This window comes from Kribbella qitaiheensis (assembly GCF_042657745.1).
Classification (GTDB): Bacteria; Actinomycetota; Actinomycetes; order Propionibacteriales; family Kribbellaceae; genus Kribbella; species Kribbella qitaiheensis.
In genome coordinates this window covers 100,369-115,470 of sequence record NZ_JBHSKE010000025.1, presented here as the reverse complement: position 1 = coordinate 115,470, position 15,102 = coordinate 100,369, and the positions used below count along the sequence as shown (strand labels likewise).

At 69.6% G+C, this 15,102-nt stretch carries 14 protein-coding genes; 4 read left to right on the top strand and 10 right to left on the bottom strand.

Annotation, left to right across the window (positions count from 1 at the left end):
* Nucleotides 1-50: 50 nt before the first annotated feature.
* Nucleotides 51-974, top strand: coding sequence for an NAD-dependent epimerase/dehydratase family protein (locus ACFPJ1_RS20525; RefSeq protein ID WP_380106050.1), 924 nt, complete (start codon nucleotides 51-53; stop codon nucleotides 972-974).
* On the opposite strand, the gene ACFPJ1_RS20520 is transcribed toward ACFPJ1_RS20525, so the two are convergent.
* Nucleotides 955-1,617, bottom strand: coding sequence for a GNAT family N-acetyltransferase (locus ACFPJ1_RS20520; RefSeq protein WP_380106048.1), 663 nt, complete (start codon nucleotides 1,615-1,617; stop codon nucleotides 955-957). The genes ACFPJ1_RS20525 and ACFPJ1_RS20520 overlap by 20 nt on opposite strands.
* A gap of 176 nt (nucleotides 1,618-1,793) precedes the next feature.
* The gene (locus ACFPJ1_RS20515) at nucleotides 1,794-2,909 is read right to left on the bottom strand and encodes a GNAT family N-acetyltransferase (RefSeq protein ID WP_380106046.1); all 1,116 of its coding nucleotides are present in this window, start codon (nucleotides 2,907-2,909) and stop codon (nucleotides 1,794-1,796) included.
* Nucleotides 2,910-3,020: 111 nt separating this feature from the next.
* On the opposite strand from ACFPJ1_RS20515, the gene ACFPJ1_RS20510 reads away from it, so the two are divergent.
* Nucleotides 3,021-3,839: a DeoR/GlpR family DNA-binding transcription regulator gene (locus ACFPJ1_RS20510; protein WP_380106044.1), complete on the top strand. Its 819-nt coding sequence runs from the start codon at nucleotides 3,021-3,023 to the stop codon at nucleotides 3,837-3,839.
* 15 nt (nucleotides 3,840-3,854) lie between these two features.
* Here the strand turns inward: ACFPJ1_RS20510 and galK are convergent, their stop codons facing one another.
* Complete coding sequence (gene galK, locus ACFPJ1_RS20505) at nucleotides 3,855-4,985, bottom strand: galactokinase (RefSeq protein WP_380106042.1); 1,131 nt, start codon at nucleotides 4,983-4,985, stop codon at nucleotides 3,855-3,857.
* Complete coding sequence (gene galT / locus ACFPJ1_RS20500) at nucleotides 4,982-6,028, bottom strand: galactose-1-phosphate uridylyltransferase (protein ID WP_380106040.1); 1,047 nt, start codon at nucleotides 6,026-6,028, stop codon at nucleotides 4,982-4,984. The genes galK and galT overlap by 4 nt, the downstream gene beginning before the upstream one ends.
* 212 nt (nucleotides 6,029-6,240) lie before the next feature.
* Here galT and ACFPJ1_RS20495 point away from each other — a divergent pair, with 212 nt between their 5' ends.
* Complete coding sequence (locus ACFPJ1_RS20495) at nucleotides 6,241-7,569, top strand: hemolysin family protein (protein ID WP_380106038.1); 1,329 nt, start codon at nucleotides 6,241-6,243, stop codon at nucleotides 7,567-7,569.
* Here the strand turns inward: ACFPJ1_RS20495 and ACFPJ1_RS20490 are convergent.
* The 5 genes from ACFPJ1_RS20490 to ACFPJ1_RS20470 all read right to left on the bottom strand — a co-directional run bounded on the left by ACFPJ1_RS20490 (nucleotide 7,559) and on the right by ACFPJ1_RS20470 (nucleotide 13,314).
* Entirely contained in the window at nucleotides 7,559-8,833 is a 1,275-nt protein-coding gene (locus ACFPJ1_RS20490) for an MFS transporter (protein WP_380106037.1), read from the bottom strand. The two genes, ACFPJ1_RS20495 and ACFPJ1_RS20490, sit on opposite strands and share 11 nt — an antisense overlap.
* Nucleotides 8,830-9,462, bottom strand: coding sequence for an ArsR/SmtB family transcription factor (locus ACFPJ1_RS20485; RefSeq protein WP_380106035.1), 633 nt, complete (start codon nucleotides 9,460-9,462; stop codon nucleotides 8,830-8,832). Before ACFPJ1_RS20485 ends, ACFPJ1_RS20490 begins: the two co-directional genes overlap by 4 nt.
* A gap of 110 nt (nucleotides 9,463-9,572) precedes the next feature.
* Entirely contained in the window at nucleotides 9,573-10,826 is a 1,254-nt protein-coding gene (locus ACFPJ1_RS20480) for a serine/threonine-protein kinase (RefSeq protein WP_380106033.1), read from the bottom strand.
* 88 nt (nucleotides 10,827-10,914) lie between these two features.
* Nucleotides 10,915-12,402 (bottom strand): serine/threonine-protein kinase, encoded by a 1,488-nt coding sequence (locus ACFPJ1_RS20475; RefSeq protein ID WP_380106031.1) that lies wholly within the window; start codon nucleotides 12,400-12,402, stop codon nucleotides 10,915-10,917.
* A gap of 72 nt (nucleotides 12,403-12,474) precedes the next feature.
* Nucleotides 12,475-13,314, bottom strand: a complete 840-nt coding sequence (locus ACFPJ1_RS20470; RefSeq protein ID WP_380106029.1) for an alpha/beta fold hydrolase — start codon at nucleotides 13,312-13,314, stop codon at nucleotides 12,475-12,477.
* Nucleotides 13,315-13,475: 161 nt separating this feature from the next.
* Between ACFPJ1_RS20470 and ACFPJ1_RS20465 the strand changes: the two genes are divergently transcribed.
* Entirely contained in the window at nucleotides 13,476-13,862 is a 387-nt protein-coding gene (locus ACFPJ1_RS20465) for a YciI family protein (RefSeq protein ID WP_380106027.1), read from the top strand.
* A 43-nt stretch (nucleotides 13,863-13,905) separates the two neighbouring features.
* Here the strand turns inward: ACFPJ1_RS20465 and ACFPJ1_RS20460 are convergent, their stop codons facing one another.
* Nucleotides 13,906-14,895, bottom strand: a complete 990-nt coding sequence (locus ACFPJ1_RS20460) for an N-acetylglucosamine kinase (protein ID WP_380106025.1) — start codon at nucleotides 14,893-14,895, stop codon at nucleotides 13,906-13,908.
* Nucleotides 14,896-15,102 lie beyond the last annotated feature (207 nt).

Below are 15,102 nucleotides of genomic sequence, written 5' to 3'. Positions count from 1 at the left end.
TTTAACGGCAGCCCTGTACCGTCCTAGACCTCAAACGAGAGGTTGACCCCGTGCGAGCAGTCGTAGGTTCAGGCCCGGTCGGTACTGCGGTGGCGCGACTGCTGGTGGAGCGCGGTGAGCAGGTGAGACTGATCACTCGCAGCGGAAACGGCCCGGATCTCCCTGGTCTCGAGAAGGTGCGGGCGAACGCGTCGGACCCGTCGGCGTTGACCGGCCTCGTCGAGGGCGCGGACACCCTGTTCAGCTGCGGTGGCCCCGCCTACGACCGCTGGCCCGTGGACTGGCCGCCGCTCGGGGCGTCGCTCATCGAGACCGCCGCGGCTACGGGCGCGGTACTGCTCACGACCGGGAATCTGTATGCCTACGGAGTGCCCGACGGACCCATGAAGGAAGGCGATCCGGAGCGGCCGAACTCGGTCAAGGGGCGGGTCCGCTCGAAGCTCTGGGCCGACGCGTTGGCGGCCCACCGAGCGGGCCGGATCCGCACTGCGGAGGTGCGGGGATCGGACTACCTGGGGACCGGCGCTGTGTCGTTCTTCACTGTCGGCGTACTGCCAGGGGTTCTGGCCGGTAAACGGACGCTGATCCCGGCGGATCTGGATGCCCCGCACAGCTGGACCTCCGTCACCGACGTCGCCCGGACTCTGGTCGCGGTCGCCTCCGACGAGACGGCCTGGGGGCGGACCTGGCACGTCCCCAGCCCGGCGCCGACCTCCCTGCGCGACCTGACCACCCAGGCCGCGGCGATCGCCGGAGTACAGGCTCCTCGGTTGGCGTCGATGCCGCCGGCCGTGCTCTGGCTCGCCGGGCTGGTGAACAAGTCGGCGCGCGGTGTCCGGGAACTGCAGTACCAGTTCCGGCGACCCTTCGTGCTCGATTCCTCGCAGGCCGAAGGTGCCTTCGGCATGGAGCCGGTGCCGACCGCCGAGGCGCTCGCGGAGACCGTCGCCGCGATCAGGCCGGACGGGCGATGACGATGTCGGCGATGACCTTCCAGCCCAGGCTTCGGTAGAGCCGCAGGCCGTCGATCGAGGCGATCAGGATGCCGCGCTTGGCGCCCTGGGCGGCCGCGGTCTCGACCAGCGAGGCCATCACCGCACTGCCGAGGCCGCGCCGGCGATGCGCCGGATCCGTCTCGATCCGGTCCGCGACGGCGTCCTCGCCGACCACTGCCATCCGGCCGCTGGACACCACGCCGCCGTGCAGGGTGGCTCTGGTGATGATCAGGTCCGACTCGAGCTCGGAGTGCAGGGCGTAGCGCTCATTCAGCTTCAGAGCGGGCTGCTCGGACAGCTGGATCGTCATCAGCCAGTCCTGGTCGCGCTGCACCTCCAGGCCGAGGTCCTCGAGCTGCTCGATCCGGGCCTCGCGATCGTCGGTGGCCAGCGTGACCCAGCCGGCGCCCCGGCCACTGCCGGCGGCCTTGGCCAGCTCGGCGGCGCGCTCGACCCGCTCGGGTTTGTCGTCGGCGTCCAGGACGACGTACTCCATCGCACGGTTCTCCTCGCCCGCACGGACGGTCAAGATCCCGTCGTTGTCATCCTCGACAGTGGTCCAGCCACGCGATACAGACCACCCGGCCTGCCAGCGGCGGACGAGTTCCTCACGATCTCTCACTCGACGATTCAACCAGTCAGAACGCCGCACGGCGAGGGGAAGATGTGTCGTCTGTCACCAAGTGGTCGCAGAAACGCAGATTTGTTACCTCCCCGGGCCCGATCGGCAACCCCCGGATCAGGTGATCGGCCGGCCGGCAGGAGGCAGGCGGCGCTGTCAGTTGGCGACCGCCGGGGTCAGTCGGTGCGGAGCAGGTCGAAGCCGTGCGTGTCGAGGAAGCGGCCGTCGCGGGTCGGACTGGCCGACCGCTCGACCCCGAACTCGGTGAACCCGTTGACCTCGGCAACGTGCTTCGAGGCGGTGTTGCCCTCGGCAGCGAACAGCACCAGCCGCCGCCGGCCGAGCCCGCCGTTCTCGAGCGGGGTGAAGGCGTGCCGGATCACGAGTGCGACCGCCTTCGACATCACGCCGCGGCCGCGCGCCTCGGGGTGCGCCCAGTAGCCGATCTCGCCCATCGTCTGGTCGATCCGGTTCCGCAGGTCGAAGCAGCTCACGTTGCCGAGCAGTTCGTCGGTGTCCGGATCGACGATCACCCACGTCACCCCCTCGCCGCTCGCGCGGATCTCCTGCCGGCTCTCGATGAAGCCCTCCGCGTCGTCGAGGGTGTACGGCGACGGCAGCCCGACGAGCCACTCCTGGGTCCGTTCGTCGTTGCACGCCTCGGCAACCCGCTTCGCGTCCGTACTGCGAAACTCGCGCAACCGCACGCCGTCGCCCTCGAGCACCGGCACCGACCACCAGTGGCCCTGCGGCTCGGGATCGTCGTCGCGGGTGATCGAGGCGATCCACTCGTCCTTGCGGACGCCCCGCGCCACACCGTGAGCGGGGACCATCACCAGGTTGCGGAATCCGCTCTTCCAGGCGACCCGACGGGATCCCCAGTTGCCGACGTAGGCGCGCCAGATGACGCGCTCCCAGCCCTGGTCGAAGGCGTGCGCGACGGCCAGCTTCACCGCCCGGGTCATCGCGCCGTTGCCCCGGGCCCAGGGCGCGAGCCCGAACCCGATCTCGCCGACGCCCCCAGCGCCCGGACGCAGGTCGATGGTGCCGGCGTAGCGTCCGTCGTACTCGATCGCCCACCCCCAGGAACTGCAGTCCCGCCAGCCCGACGGGATGAACTCGGTCAGGTACTGCTCGGCGTGCTGCCACTCGTACGGCACCGGGATGGTGGTCCACTCCTGCATCACCGGGTCCTGGCAGACGTCGAAGGCCGGCTTGATGTCCGCGCTGGTGTGCGCACGCAGTGTCACGGTGCCGTCGGTCAGTACCGGGACGTCCTCGGGGAATCGCATGCCTCAGCCTGACAAGGCGGGCCGCCCGCGGCAACGAGATTTCGCGGTACAGGCACAGGAATCAACACAATCGGACTGCGAAAGGGCACTTGAGACCTTAGGCTGTCCAGTGTGAACGCAGCCGGACCGAATGCTGAGCCCTCCCGCGGCCGGGGCGGTCAGCTGGCTGCCCAGCGACAGGCCACCATCGTTGCCGAGGTCAACAGCCGCGGCGCGATCACGGTCGCCGAGCTGGTCGAGCGGTTCGGCGTCTCCGACATGACGATCCGCCGCGACCTGGACGCCCTGGACTCCAGCGGTCTGCTGCACAAGGTGCACGGCGGCGCTACCTCGGTCGGCCTGCGCAGCGCGCACGAGCCAGGCTTCGACGCCAAGCTCACCCAGGAATCCTCGGCGAAGCACGCGATCGCCGCCGAGGCCGCCCGCCGGGTCCAGCCCGACAGCGCGATCGGCATCGGCGCCGGGACCACCACCTACGCACTCGCCCGGCAACTGCTCCGGGTGGAGAACCTCACCGTGGTGACGAACTCGGCCCGCATCGCCGACGTCTTCCACGGCAACGGCCGCTCCGACCGCACGGTGGTCCTGATCGGAGGCATCCGCACCCCGTCGGACGCCCTGGTCGGGCCGATCGCGACCGCGGCCTTGCAGTCCCTGCACCTCGACATGCTCTTCCTCGGCGCCCACGGCGTCGACGCCGAGCACGGCCTCAGCACCCCGAACCTGATGGAAGCCGAGACCAACCGAGCCTTCATCGCCGCCAGCCGCGAGGTGGTCCTGGTCGCCGACCACACCAAGTGGGGCACCGTCGGCCTCAGCACCTTCGCCACCTGGTCCGACCTGGACGTAGTAGTAACTGACGCCGGCCTCCCCGCCGCAGCCCGCAAATCCATGCGAGAAACCGGCTGCGACCTGATCATCGCCTCCTGACCGACTCTCCCCGTGTCAGGAGACGCGGGAGGCGCCTGGGGAGGGGGTGGCTGAGAGTGAGGCTGGTGGGGTGAAGGAGTGGGCGGCGAAGGCCTTGGTGATGGCGGCGAGGGTGGAGGCGGTCGCGGAGGTTTCGACCAGGGCGATGATGCAGCCGCCGAATCCGCCGCCGGTCATGCGGGCGCCCAGGGCGCCGGCCGCGAGGGCGGCGTCCACGGCTACGTCGAGTTCGGGGACGGTGATCTCGAAGTCGTCGCGGAGGGAGGCGTGGGAGGCGGTGAAGAGGGGGCCGACCTCGCGCAACCGGCCGGAGCGCATCAGGGCGACGGCTTCCTCGACCCGGCGGATCTCGGTGACGACGTGGCGGACGCGGCGGCGTACGACGTCGTCGGAGAGGCGGGCCAGCGCGTCGTCCAGGTCCTCGTAGGCGACCGACCGAAGAGCCGGTACGCCGAGTTCGGCCGCGGCTTGTTCGCAACTCTTGCGCCGGGCGGCGTACTCGCCGTCCACGTGGCGGTGCGGCGCCTTCACGTCGACGACGAGAAGGCTGAGCCCCTCGGCCTCGGGGTCGAAGGGGATCTGGTCGGTCGACATAGCGCGGATGTCGAAGTACAGGGCGTGGCCGGCGGTGCAGCACATCGAGGCCATCTGGTCCATCAGGCCGACGGGCGCTCCGACGTACTGGTTCTCCGCGCGCTGGGCGAGGCGCGCGACCTCGGCCGGGTCGACCTTGATGTCGTGCAGGCCCAGCAGGGCGACGGCCGTCGCGCACAGCAGGGCGGCCGATGACGAAAGCCCCGCGCCGGAAGGAAGATCGGAGTCCACCAACAGGTTCGCCCCGCCGATGTCGTAGCCCGCCTCACGCAGTACCCAGGCGGCGCCGGCCGGATAGGCGGCCCAGTCCTTCACGGACCCCGGCGACAGGTCGGCCAGCGGGAACTCAATGACACCGGACTGTCCGGACGAGGCGACCGCGATCACGCCGTCGGTGCGCGCCGACGCGGTCACCTGGATCTGGTTGGGCAGCGCGATCGGCAACACCAGGCCGTCGTTGTAGTCGGTGTGCTCACCGATCAGGTTGACCCGGCCGGGTGCGCGCCAGACCCCGTCGGGCTCGGTGCCGAAGACCTCCGCGAACGTGCTCACGAACCGACCTTCCGCAGGGTCTCGGCCACGTCCTCGGGCCTCGTGTCGGAAATGAAGGCGCCCATCCCGGACTCCGAACCGGCAAGATACTTGATCTTGTCCGCGGCCCGCCGGATCGACAAGAGCTCCAGGTGCAGGTAGCCCAGCTCGCGATCCACCCGGACCGGCGCCTCGTGCCAGGCCGCGATGTACGGCAGCCGGTCGCCGTACAGCCCGTCGAAGCGGCGCAGTACGTCGAGGTAGAGCTGGGCGAAGTCGTCGCGCTCGGTGGTGCTCAGGTCCGCGATCCCGGCCAAGTGGCGGTGCGGATAGAGATGTACCTCGACCGGCCAGCGGGCCGCCTCGGGCACGAACGCGGTCCAGTTCTCGTTCTCCGCGATGATCCGGGTGCCCTCCTTGCGCTCCGCGGCCAGCACGTCGGCGAAGAGGTTGCTCCCAGCAACTTCCTGGTGCTCGCGGGCCCGCGCCAGCAGGGTGTTGATCCGCGGCGGCAGGAACGGGTACGCGTAGATCTGCCCGTGCGGGTGACTCAGCGTCACGCCGATCTCGCTTCCCCGGTTCTCGAACGGGAACACGTACTCCACGTCCGGGCGGGCGCGCAGTTCGGCGGAGCGGTCGGCCCAGGCCTCCACCACCAGCCGGGCTTCGCCCTGGGACAGGTCGGTGAACGACTTGTTGTGGTCGCTGGTGAAGCAGACCACCTCGGCCCGGCCGGGTCCGGCGAACGAGGGGAACCGGTTCTCGAACACGGCCACGTTGTAGTCGTGGTCCGGGATCTCGGTCGGGTTGCCCGGCTTGGTCGCGTCCAGCGGGCACTGGTCGGCCGGCGGCAGGTAGGTCCGGGTGTTGCGGTGCGTCGCGTAGGTGATCACGTCACCGGTCAGCGGGTCGGTCCGCAGCTCCACCTGAGGCTTGGGCGCGAGCAGCCCGCGGGTGTCCTCGAGGGGCACCCGGACCGGGGCGTCGGCGGGGTCGTAGTAGATCAGTTGCCGGCCGTCGGACAAGGTGGTGTCCGTCCGGCGGGCGCCTCGAGGTGTGTTCATCGTCCGGCTTCCTGGTCCGACTTGCTGCGGGTGAGGGCCGCGAACGACCGCCCCGACCATGACTTGCGGCCACCTGGCCACGAATCATCGTAAACCAACAAGTTCGAACATGCACCGTGGGACCCGCCGCCGCTACGCTGGACCGATGGACGTCGCCCTACCATCGCGCTCTCTCCCGCCGACCAGGAGAGGGCGCTAGGAATCCCCCAGCCATGAACGAGACCCTGCTCAACATCGTCCTGATCTTCATCTTCGTCCTGATCGGTGGCGTCTTCGCCGCGGCCGAGATGGCCCTGGTCTCCCTGCGGGAGAGTCAGCTCAAGTCGATCTCCCAGCGCGGCAGGCGCGGCGAGACCGTCGCCAGGGTGGCCGCGAACCCGAACCGGTTCCTGTCCGCCGTGCAGATCGGCGTCACCCTGATGGGCTTCCTGTCCGCCGCCTTCGGTGGCGCGACGCTGGCCGACGGGTTGTCCCCGCACCTGCAGGACCTCGGCCTGCCGGAGTCCGTGGCGAACACCGTCGCCCTGGTGCTGATCACCATCGCGATCTCGTACGTGTCGATCGTGATCGGCGAGCTCGCGGCCAAGCGGCTCGCGCTGCAGCGGGCCGAGACGTTCGCGCTCGGCCTGGCCCCGCTGGTGGACCGGATCGCCTCGATCGCCCGGCCGGTGATCTGGCTGCTGTCCAGGTCGACCGACCTGGTGGTCCGCGCGGTCGGCGGTGACCCGAACGCGAACCGCGAGGTGATGTCGGACGAGGAGCTCCGCGAGATCGTCTCGGCGCACGAGTCGCTCGGCGAGGAGGAGCGCCGGATCGTGGACGACGTGTTCGAGGCCGGTGGACGCCAGCTCCGCGAGCTGATGCTGCCCCGGACCGAGGTGGATTTCGTCGACGCCGAGATGCCGGCGTACAAGGCGGTGAAGTTCGCGGCCGAGCGGCCGCACTCGCGGTACCCGGTGATGAACGGGTCGGCCGACGACATCGTCGGGTTCGTGCACGTCCGCGACCTGTTCGACCCGGCGGTCGCCACCCGGTCGGTCCGGGTCGGCGACCTGGCCCGGGACGTGCTGATGCTGCCCGACACCGCGAAGCTGCTGCCGACGCTGACCGAGATGCGCCGCCGCAGTACGCATCTCGCGATCGTGCTGGACGAGTACGGCGGTACCGCGGGCATCGTGACGCTCGAGGATCTGGTCGAGGAACTGATCGGCGACATCAAGGACGAGTACGACGAGGAGTCGGCCGAGACCACCCGGTTGCGCAGTGGCGACGTCGAGGTGGACGGTCTGCTGAACCTGGACGACTTCGCCGAGGAGACCGGGGTGGAACTCCCGGACGGCCCGTACGAGACGGTGGCCGGGTGGCTCGCCGCCCAGCTCGGCCGGGTCCCCGCGGTCGGCGACGAGGCGCAGTTCGACGGCTACAAGATGACCGTCAACGAGATGGACGGGCGCAGGGTGGCGCGCGTGCGGGTGCACCTGGTGGCCGCCGACGAGCCCCTCCCGGGAACTGTCGCGGGGACGGTAGTCGTCACGGAGTAGCTGCGGCCGGTGTGGGGGCTTCGACCGGTGCCGGCTCGAGGATCCGCAGCCGGCCGAGGACGACGATGCCGCCGGTGACGAAGCCGAGTCCCTGCACGACCAGCACCGGGATGATGCCGACGGCGTCGCCGAGCACACCCGCGGCGGCGATACCGACCAGCAGCGCGACTCCCTCGGTGGCGAAGAGCGCACCGAACACCCGGCCGCGCGAGGTGTCGTCGGTCAGCCGCTGGATCACCGTCATCGACCCCGCGATCAGGAACGCGCCAGGCAGCCCGACCAGCACCATGCAGACGAACGCGGGCACAAGGCTCTTCCAGAACAGGGGATAGCAGAACATCGCCAGGTCGATCAGCCCGAACGCGACCGCGCCGTACCCCCACATCTTCGCCGCCGAGAATCTTGAGCCGACAGCGGCCGCGACCAGCCCGCCCACGATCCCGCCGATCGCCTGCGACGACGTGATCAACCCGTACGCCGTACCGTCGCCGCCCAGCTCGGCGGACACGAACGGCGCGAACAAGGTGCTCATGGCCCCTTCTCCGACCCCGGTGACGAGTCCGAACACGAACACCAGCCGCATCGCCGGACCGCCTACGCAGATCCGGAGGCCCTCCACCCATTCGGCTTTCACCTTCAGTACTGCGGGTCGCAGGCCGCCGGCGCGTTCGAGTTGGAGCCGCTCCGGGCGATGCCGTACGCCGATCAGCAACGCCATGGCGATCAGGTACGTCGCCGCATCGACCAGCGCGAGCAGGGAGAGTCCGCCGATCGCTGCGAGGACACCGCCGAGCGCGGCACCGACGAGTCGGGCGATATCGCTGGTCTGGCTGTTGAGCGCATTCGCTGTTACCAGTTGGCGCGGCTCGACCAGCAACGGCACCAGCGACTGCTCGGCCGGCCGGAAGAATTGCTGCAGGCAACTTTGTGCGAGCACCACCAGGTAGATCACCCAGATGGTCGAGTCGTCGCGGACCACCAGCAGCGGCAGCAGGACGAACGCATGCACCAGGTTGGTGAGGATCATCGTGCGCCGCCGGTCCCACCGGTCGACGAACACGCCCGCCAGCGAGCCGAGCACCACCAGCGGCAGGAACGACGCGAGCAGCAGACCACCCGAGGCCAGCGTCGAGCCCGTCAGCGCGTAAACGTGGTACGCGAGCCCGATCCGCAGGATCCAGTCCCCGGTCAGCGAGATCAGCCCGGCGCTCAGTACCAGCCGATAGTCACGCTGACGCGCCAGCACCTCCCAGAGGTTCTTCACTTCTTCTCCTCCTCTGGCTCTACGGCGAGGGACTCCTCCGCCGGTGACACCGTGACGATCCGGGTGATGTCGACCAGGCGGCTGCCCGGCGGCCGGGTGGACTTGTCGTCGATCGGCCGCTCGTCGACGTACCGCTTGAGCAGACCGCTGATCTGTTCCTCGAGCTCGGCCAACTCGTCGCCGGTCAGGTAGATCCCGGTGTGCCCGATGCCGGCGTTCTCCCGCCAGACTTCTGGCTCGTCCGGCCGCCGCTGCTGCCAGTCCGCCAAGGCGCCGAGGGCCCGCTCGGCCAGCAGTTGTTCCAGTACGTCGGCCGCCGCGGCTGCCTCGGGGTTCAGCTTCGCGTCGCGCCACGACTGCGAGGTGGAGACCAGCCGCCAGGGCCGCTCCCGGTTGTCCTTGCCCGGCGCCGGCTCCACAAAGTCGTACTTCGCGAGCTGCCGCAGGTGGTGAGAGGCCAGCGCCTGGCTGATCCCGAGCCGCCGAGCCGCATCAGCCGCGGTCAACGGCCCCTCCTTCCCCAACAAGGCCTGCAGATCCAGCCGCACCGGATGCGCCATCGCCCGAATAGCCAACGGATCATCCAACAACCGCCGCCGCCGAGGGTCATCCACCGATTCCAAGGACATGCTTGGAATATGAACCCGACGATAGCTAGATGTCAAGCTGTTACTTGGAATGTGTCGGAGGGATGCTGCGGGCAACTGGCTAGCCCCAGCCAGGTACCAACCACAACTCGTCAAGGCTTACCGGAGTGCGGCGGCTTCGAGGGCTTCGGCTTTTTCGGGCCCTTGGGTGGCGGGGTCTTGGTGGGCTTGCTGGGATTGGTGGAAGAGGCAGAACGGGCGGTCGGCTGTGGGGCTGCTGAGGTTCCGGCCACCGTTTGGGACGGCGTTGGAGTCGCCTTGGGGCTGGTGGTTGTGGGCGTGCTCGGCTGTGGCGCTGGGGTGGTGGCGCCGGAGCCGGGGGAGAGGTCGTTCGTGGCGGGGGCTTTGAGGCTGTTGGCGTCGAGCAGGAATCCGACGGTCGCGCCGATCGCCAATGCGACAGTCGCTCCGGCAGCCACCAGCAGCTTCCGGGATGGCCGACGGGACCCCTCGGCAGGCGGCGCATCCGCTTCGACAAGCTGAACGTCGGCCTCCGTGGGCAGAGCCATGGACTCCGTGGTGACGGCCTCGGTCGGCTGGACGATGACTGGAGGCGTTGCGCCGCTGGCGATCTGGGTCGCGGTGGGTCGTTGCGCCGGGTCCTTGGCGAGTAGCCAGAAGAGGAAGGACTCGAACTCGCCGGACAGTTCAGGGCGGAGGTCGCTGGGTGGAACGGCGGCAGTTTCGACGTGTTGGTACATGATCGAGGCCGGGTCGTCGGCCAGGAACGGTGGCTGGCCGGTGACGAGTTGGTACAGCACGCAGCCGAGGGCGTAAACGTCCGACGGTGCCTCAGCAGGCTTGCCGAGTGCGCGTTCCGGCGACAGGTAGTGGCTGGTGCCGACGATCTGGCCGGTGGCCGTCAACGTGGTCGTGGTGTCGTTGAGGAAGCGCATGATGCCGAAGTCGGCGACCTTCACCGTGCCGTCCTCGGCAAGCAGGAGGTTGCCGGGCTTGATGTCGCGGTGCACGATGCCGAGCCGGTGAGCTGCCGCCAACCCGGCAGCCGCCTGCCGGATGATGTCGACGGCAAGATCCGCCGGCAGCGGTCCGCGCCGCTTGAGTTCCTGGCTGACAGTGCGGCCCTCGACCAGTTCCATCGCGAGGTAGAAGCCCTCCCCGTGGCTGCCGAAGTCGAAGGCGGCGACGACGTGCGGGTCATTCAGCGCCGCGGCTGCCCGCGCCTCGCGCTGGAACCGTTCCGTCGCTGCGAGCGTGTTCCGGACCGGGAGCATGAGCTTGACCGCCACTCGGCGGTCGAGCACCTGGTCGACAGCGCGGTAGACCTCACCCATGCCGCCACGCCCGAGCGGGTCACCGAGCCGATACCTGTCAGCCACCAGCACGAATGACACCTCCGGATTGCCTCATCCGGACTTCGGTACCCACAGACCACACCAGCAACCGGGCCTGGCCGCAGGCTGCTCGACCGAATCAGTCGGAGCCCGCGCCCTTCGGAGCCTGCGAAGCTGGGTCAGCCGGTGGGGTGTCACTGTTCGACGGCGATGGCTCCGGGGGCGGCGTGGTGCTGGGCGGGGGAGTCTGGCTACTTGGAGCGCTGGGTGTATCGCTGCTCTGTGTTGGCGCGCTGGGCGACTTGGTGCCCGGCGATGAGGTACCAGTCGATGGGGTGCTGCTTGGAGAGGTACCCGGTGTAGGCGTGCCTTGCTGGGACGGGCTTCGGCCCGGGCTGCTGTTGACCGTGCCCGGCTCCGTCCGGTTGGTCGAGGGTTGAGTCGCCGTCGGGCTGGGTGTCCGCCCGGGCGTACTCGGCGCGGCACCCGGCTTGGGCTCGAGGTTGGTCGTCGCCGGAGGCTGCGTCTCGCCCCCGTTGATCACGACCAACGCGGCCACCGCGGCAGCAGTTGCCACCAAAGCCGCAGCAGCCCCCACCACGACGCGCTTCCGCCGGCCAGCACCACTCAGCAGCGCAGGCGCGCCGGTCGGCGTACTCGCGTCCGGAGCCCGTTCGTCTGCGTCGGCAGCTGCGATGCCGGTGGCCTCGCCAGCTTTCGGCTGGCCCGCAGGTGTGGGGACAGCTAGGTCTGTAAGTGTGGAGGAGCCTTCAGGGGCCGCTGCCAATCCAGCGGCTGCGACTGTCGCGGTGGCTGCCGTGCCGTCAACTGGGGTGCGGAGAGCGCCGGCGGCGATCTCGGTGGCGGTGGGACGGGCGGCAGGATCCTTGGCGAGCATGCGCAGGAGCAGGGCCTCGAACGGGCCGCCGAGTTCAGGATGCACGTGGCTCGGGCGGGGCGGCTCGGCGTCGACGTGCTGGTAGAGGATCGCCGTCGGGTGTTCGGCCGTGAACGGCGGGTGGCCGACCACGAGCTGGTAGAGCACGCAGCCGAGCGCATAGACGTCCGACGGCCTGCCTGCCGGCCGGCCCTGCGCTCGCTCGGGGGCGAGGTAGTGGGTGCTGCCAACGATCTGCCCCGTGACCGTCAGCGCGGCGGCGCCGTCGTCGGCCAGATGGGCGATCCCGAAGTCCGCGATCTTCACGGTCCCGTCGGTGGTGAGCAGCAGGTTGCTGGGCTTGATGTCGCGATGGACGATGTCCCGCCGGTGAGCGGCGGCCAGTCCGGCGGCGGCCTGTTCGATGATGTCGACGGCGCGCTCGCGGGGAAGCGGCCCGGTCTGCGCCAGCTCGTCGGCGACGCTGCGGCCTTCGACCAGTTCCATCACCAGGTACGAGCGGTCGCCGTGCTGACCGAAGTCGTACACGGCGACGACGTGCGTGTCGTTCAGAATCGCGGCGGCCCGTGCCTCCCGGCGGAACCGCTCGACGGCCGCCGCCGGATCGTGGTCCGAGGGCCTCAGCAGCTTGACCGCCACCGGACGTCCGAGCACCTCGTCGACAGCGCGGAAGACCTCTCCCATGCCGCCGCGGCCGAGTGGCTCGCCCAGCCGGTACCTGTCAGCCACCAGCACGTATGACACCCCTTGATCGCCTCATCTGAACCTCCGTACCCAAGACTCGGCGATGCAACCGGTGGTTCAGCCGGTCTGCTCGCGGATCCACTCCAAGCCATCCTCCCCGTACGACAGTACCGAGATGTGCCCAAGGCCCGGATCTAGGCGCAGCTCGGCGTCCGGTAGGTGGTCGGCGAGCCACTCGCCGTGGCTGCTCGGGATGACGCCGTCCTCGCCGCCGTGCACGACCAGCACCGGTGCCGCGATCGAGGCCGGGTCGCAGCCCCAGGGGAGGACGTACGACACGTCGTCGTCGATGTGCCCGTACGGTCCCGCGTCCCGTGCCGGTCCCGCGACCGAGCCGAGCCACCCCCACGGTCCCTCGAACATGGCCAGATCGGCCGCGGTGAACTCCGGGTCGTACTCGATCCCCGACGCCTCGTAGGCCGTCTTCGCCTCGCGTCCCCGGACCGCCGCCTCGAGCGCGAGAACCCCCGACGGCACCATCCCGGCGAACCAGTCCAGCCCGTCGGCGTCGTACGGCGCGATGCCGGCCAGGCTGACCACGGCCTCCACCCGGTCGCCGAGCGATGCGGCACTGCCGAGGGCGTACGAGCCGCCGCCGGAGTAGCCGACGACGGCGAACCGGTCGATCCCGAGCGAGTCGGCGACGGCTGCCACGTCACCCGCGACCGATGACATGGTCCTTCCGGGCGCGGGCGTCGACCCGCCGTACCCGGGCCGGTCGAACGACACCCAGCGGATCCCGAGCCGGTCGGAGGCCTCGAAGAGCGGTGCGGGCGGTGCGCCCAGGTTGGGCGTGCCGTGGTGCCAGACCACCGGGAGCCGGCCGTCGTCGCCCGGGTGCGTGTCGTACACGTGCAGCGTGCGGCCGTCGGCCAGCCGCAGATCGGACTCGTTCACGTCGTTCACCTCAGGTTCGGTATCAGCTGTCGGCCGGTACGTCGGACCGGGGTGCGGGTGGTCGACATTCTGCGACTCCGGCCGGAATTCCCGAAATGTCGAGAAGTCCGGACACCCTCCGACCTCTGCTGCGAAGATCCATCCGACGGAAAGGAACTGCCGTGAAATACCTGCTACTGATCCACAGCAACCCGGTGACCTGGGGCCACCCCTCGTTCCTGCACACCGAGGAGGGCCGCAAGCTTCCGAAGTCCGCGCGGGAGGCGCTGTCCGCCCAGCTGGAGAAGCTGCTCACCGAACTGAGTGAGCGCGGCGAACTGGTCACCGCCGCACCGCTGGCCGCGCCGCGCCAGACGAAGGTGATCCGCGTCCGCGAGGGCGTCCGCGCCACCACCGACGGCCCGTACTCCGAGGCCAAGGAGCAACTCGCGGGCGTGTTCATCGTGGACGTGGAGTCCCCCGAACGCGCTGAGGAGATCGCCGCCCGGATCCCCGAGGCCCAGTTCGTCGCGGTGGAGCTCCGCCCGATCTCCGCCCTCGACGAGTAGCCGGACCAGTCAGTACTACGTACGCGCGCGTACGTAGTACTGACTAACTGACCAGACGGGCGTGGTTGGAGCGGGTGGCCAGCGCGGGGTCGAGGACGCCGAGGGCCAGCCAGGTGGCTCCGCCCACCCCGTCGCGGGCGGTCAGCACCTCGCCGTCGAAGTGTTCGTGGATGTTCTGCCGGAGCAACCGGCCGACCGGCGAGGATTCGCCCGCGACACTGCCGGCCAGCACCAACGGGCCGTTGTCCGACGTTGTCCGGAGCCGGCTGACCGTCTCTGTGAGCAGTTCGGCTGCGCGTTTCACCAGAGCATGCGCCGTCTTGTCGTTCTGGTCGTACGCCGCGACGACCGTGCGGGCCAACTCGGCCAGCAGCACGGGCGGACGTGCGTTCACCGTGCGGATCAGGTCGTCACGGAGCCGGTCGTACCCCTCACGCTCCGCCATGGCGTCCTTGTCCCGGTCCGGCAGCACGGCGTTCACGACGGCCTCGCCGAGACCGCCGAGCGGCTCGCCGAGATCGAGAGCGCGCAACAGACTGCGCATTGCCTCGCGGCCGAGCCAGAACCCCGAGCCGTCGTCACCGAGCAGCCAGCCGTGCCCGTCGGCCGTCCGGGTCAGCCGGTGGTCGCGGACCAGGCCGGCCGCGCTGCCGGTGCCCGCGATCAGCACGGTGCCGTCCGGCTCCGGCGTACCGGAGGCGAAAGCGACCTCGAGGTCGCCGATGTAGTCGGCCTCGCAGACCAGGCCGGCGCCACTCCAGGCGGCGTCGAACTGGGCCCGGACGCCCGGGTTGGACAGTGCGGAGCCGCCGGCCGCGCCGATCACCGCGGTGCGCACCAGACTCGCGTCGAGGCCTTCCAGCGCCTGGTGAATGGCCTGGCCGAAGTTGGCCGCGGCACTCGCGGGGTGGCTGGTCGGATTTCCGCCCGCGGCAGCCCCGCGACCCACTACGTTGCCCTCATGGTCCGCGATCACGATCCGGGTGGAGGTGCCGCCGAGGTCGCCGCCCAGGACCAGTGTGGCCGCTGGCATCAAGACCACTGGATCGTTTGGTTGCGCGAGCGGGCGTTCGACCGACATAAGCGATGCTCCAAACTGCTCAAAAGTGCCTAGTCGTGGACAACAACAGACAAGGTCACGCAACGGTCCCGATCTGGAGGAGAGAGTGAGATGAGCCTTGACTTTAGCTGCCAGGTGAGAAAAGTTCTGTCCAGCAAACCGCAAACTTGCGCAGTTGTC

Excerpts from the sequence above, each read along its gene's own strand:
- ACFPJ1_RS20515 (WP_380106046.1), bottom strand. The coding sequence starts at position 2,909 with ATGCGATTCCCCGAGGACGTCCCGGTACTGACCGACGGCACCGTGACA.
- galT (WP_380106040.1), bottom strand. The coding sequence starts at position 6,028 with ATGAACACACCTCGAGGCGCCCGCCGGACGGACACCACCTTGTCCGAC.
- ACFPJ1_RS20495 (WP_380106038.1), top strand. The coding sequence starts at position 6,241 with ATGAACGAGACCCTGCTCAACATCGTCCTGATCTTCATCTTCGTCCTG.
- ACFPJ1_RS20485 (WP_380106035.1), bottom strand. The coding sequence starts at position 9,462 with ATGTCCTTGGAATCGGTGGATGACCCTCGGCGGCGGCGGTTGTTGGAT.
- ACFPJ1_RS20460 (WP_380106025.1), bottom strand. The coding sequence starts at position 14,895 with ATGCCAGCGGCCACACTGGTCCTGGGCGGCGACCTCGGCGGCACCTCC.